This is a genomic window from Pelagicoccus sp. SDUM812002 (assembly GCF_031127835.1).
Taxonomy (GTDB): Bacteria; Verrucomicrobiota; Verrucomicrobiia; order Opitutales; family Opitutaceae; genus Pelagicoccus.
In genome coordinates this window covers 263,122-276,664 of the sequence record NZ_JARXHX010000006.1, presented here as the reverse complement: position 1 = coordinate 276,664, position 13,543 = coordinate 263,122, and the positions used below count along the sequence as shown (strand labels likewise).

9 protein-coding genes are annotated in these 13,543 nt (G+C 54.1%); 6 read left to right on the top strand and 3 right to left on the bottom strand.

Annotation, left to right across the window (positions count from 1 at the left end; translation table 11 throughout):
* Positions 1 to 114 precede the first annotated feature (114 nt).
* The 3 genes from QEH53_RS11585 (at position 115) to QEH53_RS11575 (ending at position 7,764) form a co-directional block, all read left to right on the top strand.
* Positions 115 to 1,500: an FMN-binding glutamate synthase family protein gene (locus tag QEH53_RS11585; protein ID WP_309023355.1), complete on the top strand. Its 1,386-nt coding sequence runs from the start codon at positions 115 to 117 to the stop codon at positions 1,498 to 1,500.
* A 587-nt stretch (positions 1,501 to 2,087) separates the two neighbouring features.
* Positions 2,088 to 2,510: a response regulator gene (locus tag QEH53_RS11580; protein ID WP_309023354.1), complete on the top strand. Its 423-nt coding sequence runs from the start codon at positions 2,088 to 2,090 to the stop codon at positions 2,508 to 2,510.
* A gap of 85 nt (positions 2,511 to 2,595) precedes the next feature.
* A complete protein-coding gene (locus QEH53_RS11575; RefSeq protein ID WP_309023353.1) occupies positions 2,596 to 7,764 on the top strand; it encodes a chemotaxis protein CheB in 5,169 nt (1,722 codons plus the stop codon).
* Positions 7,765 to 7,794: 30 nt separating this feature from the next.
* Here the strand turns inward: QEH53_RS11575 and QEH53_RS11570 are convergent, their stop codons facing one another.
* From QEH53_RS11570 to QEH53_RS11560, 3 genes are all read right to left on the bottom strand, one after another.
* Complete coding sequence (locus tag QEH53_RS11570; RefSeq protein WP_309023352.1) at positions 7,795 to 8,916, bottom strand: hypothetical protein; 1,122 nt, start codon at positions 8,914 to 8,916, stop codon at positions 7,795 to 7,797.
* A 320-nt stretch (positions 8,917 to 9,236) separates the two neighbouring features.
* Complete coding sequence (locus QEH53_RS11565; protein ID WP_309023351.1) at positions 9,237 to 10,049, bottom strand: BON domain-containing protein; 813 nt, start codon at positions 10,047 to 10,049, stop codon at positions 9,237 to 9,239.
* A 447-nt stretch (positions 10,050 to 10,496) separates the two neighbouring features.
* The gene (locus tag QEH53_RS11560) at positions 10,497 to 11,453 is read right to left on the bottom strand and encodes a hypothetical protein (RefSeq protein WP_309023350.1); all 957 of its coding nucleotides are present in this window, start codon (positions 11,451 to 11,453) and stop codon (positions 10,497 to 10,499) included.
* Between the two features lie 456 nt (positions 11,454 to 11,909).
* Here QEH53_RS11560 and QEH53_RS11555 point away from each other — a divergent pair, with 456 nt between their 5' ends.
* From QEH53_RS11555 to QEH53_RS11545, 3 genes are all read left to right on the top strand, one after another.
* Positions 11,910 to 12,302 (top strand): hypothetical protein, encoded by a 393-nt coding sequence (locus tag QEH53_RS11555; protein ID WP_309023349.1) that lies wholly within the window; start codon positions 11,910 to 11,912, stop codon positions 12,300 to 12,302.
* Between the two features lie 56 nt (positions 12,303 to 12,358).
* Complete coding sequence (locus QEH53_RS11550) at positions 12,359 to 12,850, top strand: MgtC/SapB family protein (RefSeq protein ID WP_309023348.1); 492 nt, start codon at positions 12,359 to 12,361, stop codon at positions 12,848 to 12,850.
* 128 nt (positions 12,851 to 12,978) lie between these two features.
* Positions 12,979 to 13,533 carry a type 1 glutamine amidotransferase domain-containing protein gene (locus tag QEH53_RS11545; protein ID WP_309023347.1) on the top strand — a complete coding sequence of 185 codons (555 nt, stop codon included), beginning with the start codon at positions 12,979 to 12,981 and terminating at the stop codon, positions 13,531 to 13,533.
* The last annotated feature ends 10 nt before the right edge of the window (positions 13,534 to 13,543 follow it).

Below are 13,543 nucleotides of genomic sequence, written 5' to 3'. Positions count from 1 at the left end.
TTCTGGGAGGGTCCCATGAGGATCGGTTTCATTACTGTCGGCAGTCTGATTCTGTGTATTACGATTGTAGCCGGATTTTGGGCACGATGGGTATGGATCGCTTCGGTGGTTATAATGCCTTTGTTCGTTTTAGGCGTTTACGACCTGTTTCAGAGGAAGCACACGATCCTGCGAAACTTTCCATTGGTCGGACACTTCCGTTACATGTTCGAGGCGATATCTCCGGAGATTCAGCAGTATTTTATCGAGCGGCACACGGATGGAACTCCCATTTCGAGAAATCATAGGTCGATCGTCTACAAGCGATCAAAAGATAAGAATTCCACGCATCCGTTTGGCACAGAAGGCGATTTGTACTCCTCTAAATACGTCGGCCTAAAGCATTCAATGTATCCGGCTCCAGTCCCAGAGGAAGAACTTCGCGTAACCATTGGCGGACCTGATTGCCGGAAGCCTTACTCCGCCTCTTTGCTAAACATTTCTGCGATGAGTTTTGGCTCGATCAGCTCCGCGGCGGTCCTCGCGATGGGAAAGGGTGCGAAGAAAGGCGGCTTTTACCAAAACACAGGGGAAGGCTCTTTGAGCGACTATCACCTTGAGGCAGGTGGGGATGTCGTGTGGCAAATAGGTACGGCCTATTTTGGCTGCCGTACAGAAACCGGTGGTTTCGACAAGCATGCATTTCGCGAGCGAGCGACTCTAGACGCAGTTAAGATGATCGAGCTAAAGCTTTCGCAAGGTGCGAAGCCCGGGGAAGGGGGTGTCCTGCCGGCAGAGAAGAATAACAAGGAAATCGCCCGGATTCGAATGGTTGAACCAGGAACTCTGGTTCACTCCCCAAGGGGGCATCGAGAGTTTCAGGACGCGGTCGGGATGCTGGATTTCTTAGTGATGTTGCGGGATCTCTCCGGTGGAAAGCCGGTGGGGATAAAGCTTTGTATCGGACGAAAAGACGAGTTTCGGAAGCTGTGCAAGACGATGATAGAGCGGAATGTGACCCCGGACTTTATCACCGTGGACGGAGCGGAAGGTGGCACAGGTGCTGCCCCGTTAGAGTACTCAGATTCGGTCGGTATGCCGATGGAGCCGGGTCTTCGATTCGTACGCGAAACTTTGCGGGAGTACGGGCTGCGGCCGAAGATCAAGCTGATAGCTAGCGGCAAGATTGTGACCGCTTTTGACGCAGTTAGCGCCTTGGCCTATGGAGCGGACCTTTGCAATTCGGCTCGGGCATTCATGTTGGCGACGGGCTGTATCCAAGCCTTGCGGTGTAATACGAATCGCTGCCCGACTGGAATCACTACGATGGATCCCAAGTTAACGGTGGGCCTCGTGGTGGAAGATAAATGCGAGCGAGTGGCCAACTTCCATCGAAATACTCTGAGAGCGGTGCGAGATATGATGGCATCCTGTGGAGTGAGTGAACCGGGCGAGCTCGACGAATCTATCTTTCTTCGCGGTAAAGAATGGCGTCACCTTGGGGGCAGTGGGGTCGGTTGAATCGGTCATGTTCCCTTTGCAAAATAAATTTGTAGCGGTGCAAAGCGCATCGAGCGAGCCCGGCTTTGGCAACAGTCGAGCGGGAGTTACCCGAGTCGTTTTCTGCTCGCGGTAAGATAGCGATAACGATCTGCGTTCATCGTCAATATCACCTGCCCTAATTCCAGTTCTAGCCGACGCATCCCGCTTAGTCTCTTGTGCTGCTTATTCCAGGCGCGGCGAAACCCGATCCGATTCCATGGGGCTTTTCTTTGAGCAGCGATGTCTCGCTCAGCAGTCGACACCCTCAAACCGCGAAGGTCAGGTTTAAGTGATCTATGAATTTAAGCCAGTAACGTCACGATAATATGGATACACTAGTATTTAACGTGAAGTCGGATCGAGTCACTTGCACATTCGTCGACCGGAGCTAAGCCATTGGCACCCCCCACGCGAGATCTGTCGAGCGGCAGACATGTGGGTCGGCAAAGAGCTCGCTAGCTCACTCTTCTCGTGTGCTGACATGCGCTCATTGTCCAAAACTTGGCTTAACTCTTTTTTCATAGATCCTATTGACGTAATTCAAGAGTCTGAGTTTTCTTCAGTCTGTGGAGCGCCTCAACGGGAATCGAGACGGAGAGAAGGATACTATGCTGGAAGAGAAGTCCAAAGGGCGGCGCGTCCTTTTGGTGGAAGATGACAAGAATCAGCGGAGGATGTGTAGCATAGCCTTCAAGCTTAAGTTTCCCCAGCACGAGATGAAGGCTGCTGGCACGGCTCGTGAGGCCCTCGAGATCGCTCGCGAATTCAGGCCGAATGTGATCTTGGTTGATTTTGGTCTCCCAGACATGGATGGCTGCGAGTTGTGCGGGTGTTTGCGTGGCGAAGCGGGCTTAAGCGACTCGATCGTGATCTCGTTGTCGGGGCGTGGCGAACCCGCCGATTTTAGGCGGAGCGAGAACGCCGGCTTTACGCGGCACATGGTGAAACCGCCGGACCTGGACCTGCTTGAGAGCTGGTTTCACGATTGAGGGGGATCGCATCGTTTTATGCGCCGCTCGGCTTTTTTTGGAAAAGCGAGATTGCGAACTCTTTTTCTGACACGTTGACAGGCCAATGAAAAAGTCAGGTCCAACTGAGAAGTCGGCATCGAAACGCGGTGCCAAGGCCAAGGGCGACGGGTCGGCTACGGGAACTCGAAACGATGTTGAGGTGCCGTGCGTGGTCGTTGGGGTTGGCGCTTCCGCAGGCGGTTTGGGCGCGTATCGGGAGTTTTTTGAAGCGACACCTGCTAACTGTGGTATGGCTTTCGTGTTGGTGCACCACATGGACCCAAGATGTGAGAGCTTGATGGCGGAGCTGCTGTCGAAATCCACCCGCATGCCGGTAGTGGTGGCGGAAAACGCGATGCCTATTCATCCGAATCGTGTGTACTTGATTCCCCCCGGCAAGTTCATGAAGGTAGTCGGGAGCGGGCTCTACTTGGAAAAACCGGTGTTGAGTAACGGTATCCGCAAGCCGATCGACCATTTCTTCCGATCTTTAGCCGATCAATGCCGAGACAGGTCGGTAGCGGTGGTATTGTCGGGAACTGGTGACGACGGATCGGTTGGGCTGCAGGAGATCAATGGGCTGGGCGGGATCGTTCTGGTCCAGGAGCCGGAATCTGCAGAGTTCGATGGTATGCCGCTCAACGCCATAGCGACCGGCTTGGTCGACTTCGTGGTTCCGGCGTCGGAGATGCCCGAGGCGATCGCGAAATATAACCAGCACCGCTGGATGCCCAAGGAATCTGGTGAGACGATGGCGGCATTGCCGTACCGTCATCATTACGATGCGATCGTGGACGTGTTGCATGCACGGACTGACTACGATTTTTGCTGCTATAAGCGAGGCACCCTAGGCCGCAGGGTTCAGCGACGAATGGGTTTGCTGCGCCTAAATTCAGTGGAGGATTACCTGAGGTTGCTCCGTGAGGATGAAGGTGAGGGCAAGCAGCTTTTCAAGGACTTGCTGATCAGCGTGACTGCTTTTTTTCGCGAGGGTAGAGCTTGGGATTTTTTGCAGAAAGAGGTGATCTCCAAGATCGTGGCGGACAAAACGGCTGATGAGGTGGTGCGCATCTGGGCAGCGGGTTGCGCCACGGGTGAGGAGGCGTACAGCTTGGGCATGGTGGTGCTGGATGAAATCGCTCGGCAGGAAAAGAAACTGAGTTTGGTTTTGTTTGCGACCGACCTCGACGAGGCTGCGATCGACCGAGCTCGACATGGCGAGTATCCGGGCAGTATTTCCGAAGACGTAAGCCAGGAGCGTTTGACGCGCTACTTCGTAGAGACCGAGCAGGGCAACTACCGGGTTAGGAAAGCCTTGCGAGAGTCGATGGTATTCGCCACGCAAAATGTGATCAGCGATCCGCCGTTTTCGAAACTCGACGTTGTCTCCTGTCGCAACCTACTTATCTACCTCGAGCCCCACGTCCAGAGGGAGCTGTTTAAGACCTTCCATTTTGCCTTGAGAAAGAGAGGCTACCTGTTTCTCGGAACGAGTGAAACGATTGGCAGGCAAGGAAACTTGTTTGAAGAATTATCGAAGACATGGCGGATTTACCGAAAAGTCGGTGTCGGAAAGCCAGTCGCGCTTCGCAATCCCCCCGTTGCCAAAATGAACAAGAATAAAGTCAACCATCCCGCCAAGTCATTCGAGCCTAGGGTGTCGCCTGTGGAAATATCCAAGCGTCTGTTGCTGGACCGTTTCGCGCCGGCCTGCGTGGTGATTAGCCAGACCCACGAGATCCATTACTTCCAAGGTGCGGTGAGGGACTACTTGGACTTCCCCAGCGGAGAGCCGACCCATAATTTGATGTCAATGTGCACGACGGGGCTTCGCAGCGCGCTGCGCAAGGCGGTGCAACAATCCTTGCAGGACGGGAGTGCGGTCGACGGCGTCGCTCCCGAGGTAGCTCGCGGGCGGGAGAAGGTAAGCGTATCGTTCACGGTCGAGCCTTTGATGCAGGAGCGGCTAAAGGGCGGCTTCTTGCTTATCACGTTTCGGGATACGGAGCTGGGTGGAGCAAGGGGATCCTCTTCGGCCAAGGGCAAGGGAAATACAAAAGCCAAGGTGGCGGAAGTCAGCGCGAAACCGGAGAACGGAGCTGACGACCGTTTGGCGGCGCATGCGATTCGCCGGCAGTTGGAGCACGAGCTGCAATCGACGCGTGAGGACTTGCAGAGCACGGTAGAGGAGTTCGAGACCTCGAACGAGGAGCTGAAGGCTTCCAGCGAGGAGGTCATCTCGATGAACGAGGAGTTGCAGTCGACCAACGAGGAGCTGAAGGCCTCCAACGAGGAGGTCTTGTCGATGAACGAGGAGCTGCAGTCGACCAACGATGAGCTGGAGACTTCCCGATCAGCGCTGCAGTCTCTCAACGAGAAATTGAGCGCCGTCAACAGCGAGCTCGAGGCCAAGATGAAGCAGGTCGAGGAAGTTAACAATGACCTCACGAACCTGCTGAGCAGCACGGAGATCGCGACGCTTTTCCTGGATACGGACTTCCGTATCCGCCGCTTCACGCCAGCCACCACGAGTCTGTTGCACGTCATCGACAGCGATATCGGTAGGCCGGTGAGCGATCTGGCTCCAAGCTTCAATGACGAGCAGCTCTACCGGGAAGCACGTCAGGTTCTCGCGAAGCTGACGCCTATCGAGCGCGAAGTTTACCTGTCCCCGAGCTTGGATACAAGAGATGACGACGAGGTGGAGCTGCCGGAAAGCAAGACGGCCTGTTTCATGCGGCGTATTCTGCCGTACCGTACCAGTGACAACCGGATCGATGGAGTGGTCGTCACCTACACGGACATCACGCGCTTACGCAATTCCCACGTCCAGCTCGAGTTACGGGAGAGGCAGGCCGCTACGGTTTCGGAGTTGGGACAAACCGCTCTCAGCGGCACGCCGATCGACAAGCTTTTCCAGTTGGCGGTGGAGGCGTTGCAGACGACTCTAGGCAGCGATTTTTCCAAGGTCCTCGAGTTGCGTTCTGACGAAGGGAAGCTCTTGCTTTCGTACGGCTTAGGGTGGAAGCCCGGCTTGGTGGGTAAGGCGAAGGTCGATGTCGGAGTCGCGTCCCAAGCCGGTTACACCTTGCAGAATAGGGGGCCGGTGTTGGTGAAGGATTTGCCGAAGGAGAAGCGTTTTCAGGGGCCGCAGCTGTTGACCAGCCACGGAGTGAAGAGCGGGGTCAGTATTATCATCGGCAGCTCGGATAAGCCCTGGGGGATCTTGGCAACCCATAGCAAGAGTCCGGATTATTTCACGCTAGACGATGCAACCTTCGTGCAGTCCATCTCCAATATCCTGTGGGAAGCCATCCAGCGCGAGCAATACGAATGGGATTTGGAACATCGATTGGCGGAGATCAGCGCGGTTTACGAAAATGCCCCGGTAGGGTTATGCCTTCTGGATACCGACTTGCGGTTTGTTCGGATCAACAAGCGTCTGGCGGAAATGAACGGCAAGACCGAGGAAGAACACGTCGGTCATCGGTTTCCGGAGCTGTTCCCAGGTATCGCGAGTACCTTGCAGCCGATCTTCCGCGGGGTGCTTGAGAGCGGTATGCCAGTGACTGACCTGGAGGTTGAAGCCAAGATAATTGACGAAAAACCTAGGCTGTTCTTGGCGAGCTATTACCCGCTCTTTTCGGGAGCCGCAATCGTGGGGGTCAATTGCGTGGTGCGTGACATCACGGAGCAGAAGCTGGCCCTACGGGCGATGCGGGAGACTGAACGGCGCTTGAGCCTAGCTCGGGATGCGGCGCGGCTGGGGATTTACGACTTCGATCTCAAGGCGAATCTGATGAAGGTCGACTCCAGAGTGGGCGAGCTGTGGGGCGTGGATTCGAACGCGCTCGTCAGCTACGAGGAATTCGCGAAAGGTATCCAGGACCACGATCACGAGCGCGTGAAACAGGTGGTCAATAAGTCGATCGACCCGCAGACAGGTGGACATTTGGACTTAGAATATGAGTACACGAACGCCAAGGATGGGATCACCCGTTGGTTGTTCGGAACAGGGGAGGTCATATTCTATGGCGGCGAGGCGGTTCGCATGGTCGGGACGGTGCAAGATATAACGGAGCGCAAGCAATCGGAAGAAAGCTTGTTGCGAGCGGATCAGCGTAAGGACGAGTTCCTAGCGGTCCTAGCACACGAACTGCGCAATCCGATGGCAGCTCTCTCGACGGGGCTGAACGTGATGAAGCTTGCACATGACGATGAGGAGACGATTACGGAGACGCGCGAGATCATGGAAAACCAAGTCCGGCAATTGACGAACTTGGTAAATGACTTGATGGACGTAGCGCGCTTCACACGAAACAAACTCGAGCTGCGCAAGGAGGTCGTCTCCCTAGCGGATATCATTCGAGATGCGGTCGATACTGTGTATCCACAAATCCAAGACGAGGACCACGAATTGGTCGTGAAGTTACCGAGGAGGGCAGTGCACGTCGATGCCGACCGTAGTCGGATGTGCCAAGTGATCGCGAACCTGTTGACGAACGCAGCCAAGTTCACCCCGAAAGCGGGAAAAATCGAAATTTTGGTACGAAACGTACGGGGAAGTAAGGTTTCCATTTCTATCAAGGATAGCGGTATCGGTCTTTCCGAGGAGGAACAGGCTGTCATCTTCGATATGTTCACTCAAACGGGTTCCAACTCCGGAGTTCAAGCGGCGGGCTTGGGGATCGGGTTGACGCTCGTCAAAGGCTTGGTGGAGAAGCATGGCGGCGCGGTTTCGGTCACCAGCGACGGAAAAGATAAGGGCTCTACCTTTGTTTTGACTTTGCCGCGCACGGAGCGTCTGCCAGCAGCGTCGCAGCTGCCAGACGGTACCTCAGGACGGAAGGATGGCACTCCGCTCAAAGTCCTAATCGCAGACGACAACGAAGCGGCCTTGCGAACTCTCGCTAGTGTATTCACTTTAAAAGGACACGTCGTGAAAGTAGCGGAAGACGGAGAAATCGCCGTGGAGCAAGCCGCGAAATTCCGCCCAGACTTGGTAGTCATGGACATCGGAATGCCTAAGCTGGAAGGGCACGAAGCCATACGACAGATGAAGCGCCGTAAATGGGCGCAGCACTGCCAATTCGTAGCCTTGTCGGGCTGGGGTCAAGAGAAGGACAAGGAGAAAGCATTGGCGGCAGGATTTGACCGGCACCTCACCAAGCCTGCTTCGATAGATGAACTAGAAGAGGCCCTTTCCACCGCAGTGGAAAGGACCTCAAAATAGCATTTAGGAGTTTTGAGGGCGCGTCAGGCCTTAGCCTTGTTTCACCTTCTCGCCTGCTACGCTGATTGACTTGGCGACCAGCACGCTGCGATTCTCGATGCTCTCTTTCGAGCCTTCAACGCGTATGTTGTCGCCCTCGCTGAGGTCGAGATCGCTTAGGCTCGTATCGGCACCGATGTCGACAGTGGCGGCGTCTCCGTTCTGGAGGCGCAACTTTATGAACGTGCGTTCTCCTTCTTCGGTACTGAGACGTTTCTTTTCGTAGTCCTCCACGGTTCCGGACAGGACAATATAGTCGTCCTGCTGGCTTTGATTCGAGCTTGACTCGTCCTGGGCCGTTTGGCCGCTATCCGCTCGCTTTGCATCCTGCAGCTTTTGCTCCTCCGAGAAGGTCAAAGCACGTTCCAGATTGATGGAGCTACCGTCGTCTGTTTCGAGTTCGGTGGCTATGAAGACGTTTTGCCCGTTTATTTGGCCCCTGTTTCCCATGAGAGTGATATCGTCTCCTTTCTTAAGATCTGCGAGTATTAACGAGGAGTAGCCGAGATCGATGATGGCGCTTTTGCCATTGTCCAGTTTGATGCGAGCCAAGGAGTGGTTCATGTCGAACCCTCCGGAGTAGCGGAGATTCATCTTGCTAAAGGCTTCCACCGTGCCGCTGACTTTTTTCAGGGATTTCCCATCATTTTTTTGGGCATCGGAAGAGAGAGCGTTGTTGGAAGCGTTCTGATCGGCGCTTGGAGTTGCGGCGCTCATGTCCTCTTCGTCGAAGCTCATTTTGTAGCTGAAGGCTTCGTTGTAGGTTCCGTATTCCGCGACCCAGTTGTCTTCCTTTTCGCTCCAGACGTAATGCACGCCGTAGTTGTAGTCGGGAGTGAGCGCGTCGGTAGACCGGATGTCTGAGGTCCAAGGGGCGGTGTTCCAGTAGTCGCTGCCGTAGTCTAGGTCATAGTCGAGCGCGTCATTCTCGTAGTCGATCGAGCTGTCGTCGTCGAACCAGTCGGAGGGATCATACCATTCTTCGGCGTGATAGCCTTTTTCGGGATCCCATTCAACGGCCTGTCCGAAACTTGGGTTTGGGATTAAAAACGCTAGAGGCATTCCGATCGCTATGATGCGGTTTAGTCGTTTCGTGTTTAGTTCCTTAGTCATGTTAGGTTCAGGTTGGTGTTTTCTCTATTGAGGACGGATTTGCTTGTCCGCCAGCGATTGATAATAACAACTTTTGCACGGTACGTGCCAACGGTGTTTAAAGAGGGAATTGGGGGTATGGAGTGAATGGAAACTGCGCTTTGCATAAGGGTAGTTGTAGAACGCATTCAGCGAGCGAAGATGTTTTGTCGTAAGCTAAGCACGTGCCTTATACTATAAAATGAAGCTAGCCGAGTTTGGCGGAACTCGGCTAGCGGGGGGGCGGAGCCGCGAACGGCTCCTTAAACTGTATAAGCTTTTTGGAAGCTCTGTATGGCTATTTAGTAGCTACTTACATTGATCGAGTTAACAATCTTGAGGTCGCTGTGTTGCTCTGCGAGATCGGCGGCATGCTCTTTGGCGTCTTCGCTACGCACGGTTCCGCGGAGGACGATTCGGTTGTCTTCTTTTTCAACCATGATGCCAGAGAGATCCTTCTTGTTCTTGTCAGACTGGAAGGCGTTGCGGATCATCGATGTGTCGTCATCGAAGGACTGCTTTGCGCTGTAGGTGTTGTCGTCTTCCATATCGATTGGATCTTGCTCGGCAAGGGCCACGATCTGCTGCTTGCTAGCTGCGAGAGTGTATCTTTCTTCAGCTGCATCCCATGTCAGGCTGTTAGCTGGTACCGCCACGATATCGTCGCCGATGCCAAACACACCCCCTACTGAGATAAAAGCGGTCGCTTGTCCACGTTGACCCCACTGTGCGCTCATCGCGTTCTGAGAGTCTTTCATATCCTTGTTTTGGCCATACTGCGAGGAGGACTGCTTCGATTCCATGTCATTGTCGGAGCCCATCAGATCCGAGTCGGAATGAGACTTGCCCAAGGTGAGCCCGGCGATGCTGATGTCCGCGACGTCCCCAATCTTTTCCCCGCTGCTATCGTAAACGGATGCTCCGATCAGGTCCTTAGCGGTAGTCTGGCGGTCCAGTGAATCCTGGGTGACGCGTCGGATGTCCATTTCGCTTAGGGTGCTGCTTTGGGAGTGCTTGTAGCCATCTTTATCTTTGGTTTCGCTTTTGGCGTAGGCGCCAGTAGTTGCGAGACAAAGTGCGGCGAGAGTTGCGGGTACTAATCGTAAGGTATTCATTATCAATAGATTTTTTTAAGGTTTCAGAGTATATAGGTTACTATTTGTATATTCAATCGACTGCCGTGCAGTGATTGAGGCTCCTTATTGCTTTGCTCGTGCCAACTTTCCTACGGCGTTTCTAAATATTATGAAAACAGGGTGCTTTGAGGCGTCCTGCCGAGGGGATGCAGGGTTTTCACTCTCTATAAAGAGATATCTAGAACAGCTAAATATAGTAGAAGCCTACCTTTAGAATATCGATATGAGTCTACGTAAGGCGGGCAAATTGCAGTATATTCCGTGCTAGATCTGTGCGTTTTGAGTGAGCACAGCCGCTGGAACTCCACGAGTCGACAGGGCTGTCTGCTATTTCAACTCTGTTGCCGCGAAGCAAAGCTATGGATTTGCGGATCCCAGATTGAGACCACCCCGCCTTAAGTTAAAATGGGTGAACTGTGGACACTTTTAGAGATGTCCTGGCGCCTCGAATAAGATCTTCTTGAGTGTGGGCTCCCAGAGACTCGGGTCGAGTTGCTTGATGAGACGGTAGAGCCGCTTCAGCTCGTAAGCGTCCTCGAACGCGTCGGCCCAAGCGCCGGGATTGTGAGGTTGAGAAAGGTCTGCCAGAAAAGCGGCTGCCTGGGAGGTCGACAGCTCCCAAGGGCTACCTTGCAAGGCGGCCTGGACGGCGGTTTCGGAAAGCGGCAGGTCGAGAAAAGCGAGAGCTCGTAAGGCCTCTAGGGGAGTAAAGATAGGACCGGTACCGAAAGCGGTCGCGTGGAGCCGATTGAGGTCCTGCAGACGCACCTCTAATTCATCTTGCGAACTCAGGTAGCGAAGGCGTCTAGCGGAGCGTGAATTCCGAGTGAATCCGGCGGCGTGTGTTTGGAGTAGGGCGTGCAGCGGGTCGAACCGGGCACTTTGAGCGTGCCAGTCGCGCCGTTGCAATAGAGCCTTCCGTTGCAGGGCGTGGCCTGACTCATGGGCCACCGCGTGTCCGTTGGCGATGCTGGCGATGCTGATGGCGTCTTTTCGTGGATCGTAACGGCCGATGAGCGTGCTGCCCAATTTTTGGTTTCGTTCAGCCGGAACTTCGCAGAGGGCGGAAGGGAGGTCTGTGTTTCGGTAGTCTGCGAAAAAGGAGTATTCGGCCCGGTTCTTGGTCTGCCAGTCCATGGTTGAATTCAGGAAGTCGGCGAGCGGGGCGCTAGTGCCGTATGCCGCACCCAAGACTTGCTGGTAGCAGACGTGTCCTGTTTGGGCTGCCTCGTCGCGCAAGGCGTGGCACTTTTCGGTATAGGATAAGAGGCGATCTTCGCTCAGGCTATCGGCGAAAAGGGACGTCGAGAAGGCTAGGGACGAGAGAAGAAGTAACCTAAGGAGTGAAAAGGCAATCAGGGCTGAAGTGGTTACGTTTCGCATGCGGATAGTATCGGAATATACGGAACTGCTTGACCGCTATGAAACGTAAAAAAGCCCGCTAGCGGGCATGGGCGGACTTTGAAAATTTATTAGCAACGACGCCCTGCCATGGTGGTGCAGCATGCAGCGTTTGTATTGCGCGGCCTTGAGCTAAAGGTGCAGCACGCACGCAGCCCAGTGCGGCTCCGTCTATTGCGCAATGCAGCCACGACTGTGGCAACTTACAACCATTCGAGGCGGCTTCGAGGCGATCTAGACCGAGAGAGCTTTTTTTTCTGATTTTGGATTTGGCCGCTAATATAAGGTAAATAACGACTTCCGGAGAAAGCCCGAAAAAGGGGGCCGTCGCTTGCTTATATTGGCGCGAAATTTGTAGTAACGACGCTCCTTGTATGAGGGACCGCACGAATGGCGACGGCCCAGATTATCCAACTCCAATTATAAAACGAAACGAACATGCTAAACCCCCGCTCGACGACTTGTGCAAATATTGAGGTAGAGACTGAGAGATGTATCACCTTCGGCGGGGTTGAGGAGGATCTTACCGCTTCACACATTCGGAGTTTGTCGGATTGCGTCGATTGGATCTTGAAGATTGCCAAGTCGGTCGAGGAGGAGTTGTGGTTGCCGTTCGCATTGCGAGGAGCTATATTCGAGGGTGTTTCCTCGCTTTGCCGTTTGGCGGAGACGGGGAGGTTGAGTCGGGATAAGGCCATCGCAATTGTCGAGCAGTTGGAGGTCTGCTGCCTGTTTTACGAGGATCTGTCTGGACGCTCGAGGACCTTGGAGCTCATCGCGGAGCTTGGCAGTGTGATCGGTTTGCAGAGGGAATGGACTTTTTCGCGCTAGCGACTGGGTGAACTGCAGAGACTCGAGAAAAGCCTGAGATAGGCATTGGGTGTCGGATGATGGAAACGATTACGGAGGTGGCGCCGATAAAGGAGCAGCTCCTGCTCTTGCTGAAGGTCCTAGGCGCCATGGGATTAGGCGGTGTCATTGGCTTCGAACGGGAGGTGAGCGATCGACCAGCGGGTCTACGCACCCACATGTTGGTGGCGGGAGCTTCGGCATTTTTAATTCACTTAGGTGAGTATGTGGTAGAGTTCTACGCTAGGGAGGGGCTTAACGACCTCGTGGAAGCCGACCCGTTTCGCACGGTGGGAGCCGTGGTAACTGGAATAGCCTTTCTGGGAGCAGGAACCATCGTTCAGAAGGAGCACAAGATGACGGTGCACGGATTGACAACAGCGGCGTCGCTCTTGTTTTGCGGAACGATAGGGATCGCGTCAGCTGTGAATCTCTGGGTGGTAGCGGTGGCGCTGACGGTATTCACCATTCTCGTTCTGCGTTCGTTACATCGAGTTGAGCGCTGGATCGCGGCGAAGTCTGAGAACTAATTGAACTGGGTGTAGGTGACTTCCTGCTGTTCTGTGGCATAGCATCTGCAGAGGTATTAGCTGTAGACAGTGGCCTGTCGTAGGCTGCTGGTGGATACGTATAACCAAGAACCGAGGAGACCGAAAACATGGTGGAATTATCAGGAGTTAAAGTAGCTATCTTAGTAGCGGATGGCTTTGAGCAAGTGGAGTTAGTAGAACCTAAATCTGCTTTAGAAAAAGCGGGAGCTAAAACCGAAATCCTCTCCTTGGAGGAAGGGGAAGTGCAGGGGGTGAATCATGACGAAAAAGCGGATCGCTTCCCGGTTGATAAAGTTTTGTCCGGAGCGAGCGAAGCAAGTTACGCAGCCTTACTTTTGCCCGGTGGCGTTTTGAACCCCGACACACTGCGGGGGCAGCCGGAAGCCCTGAATTTCGCGAGACAGTTTTTTAAAAATGATAAGCCGGTCTATGCAATTTGTCATGGTCCTCAATTATTGATCAGCGCTAACCTCGTGAAGGGCCGCCGAATGACAGCCTACCACACATTGGAGGCCGATTTGAAAAACGCTGGAGCTCAGTGGGTGGACGACTCCGTCGTCGTCGACGGTAATCTTATAACGAGTAGGAACCCTGACGACTTGCCTGACTTTTGCCGGGCGATTGTGGAGCACCTAGCAGAGTGCATGTCAGCGTACCGATAGAACTCCAACG

What these genes read in the sequence shown, in the direction of transcription:
- QEH53_RS11565 (WP_309023351.1), bottom strand. Translation starts at nt 10,049, where the DNA reads ATGAATACCTTACGATTAGTACCCGCAACTCTCGCCGCACTTTGTCTC.
- QEH53_RS11575 (WP_309023353.1), top strand. Translation starts at nt 2,596, where the DNA reads ATGAAAAAGTCAGGTCCAACTGAGAAGTCGGCATCGAAACGCGGTGCC.
- QEH53_RS11560 (WP_309023350.1), bottom strand. Translation starts at nt 11,453, where the DNA reads ATGCGAAACGTAACCACTTCAGCCCTGATTGCCTTTTCACTCCTTAGG.
- QEH53_RS11585 (WP_309023355.1), top strand. Translation starts at nt 115, where the DNA reads ATGCCTTTGTTCGTTTTAGGCGTTTACGACCTGTTTCAGAGGAAGCAC.
- QEH53_RS11555 (WP_309023349.1), top strand. Translation starts at nt 11,910, where the DNA reads ATGCTAAACCCCCGCTCGACGACTTGTGCAAATATTGAGGTAGAGACT.
- QEH53_RS11550 (WP_309023348.1), top strand. Translation starts at nt 12,359, where the DNA reads ATGATGGAAACGATTACGGAGGTGGCGCCGATAAAGGAGCAGCTCCTG.
- QEH53_RS11545 (WP_309023347.1), top strand. Translation starts at nt 12,979, where the DNA reads ATGGTGGAATTATCAGGAGTTAAAGTAGCTATCTTAGTAGCGGATGGC.
- QEH53_RS11570 (WP_309023352.1), bottom strand. Translation starts at nt 8,916, where the DNA reads ATGACTAAGGAACTAAACACGAAACGACTAAACCGCATCATAGCGATC.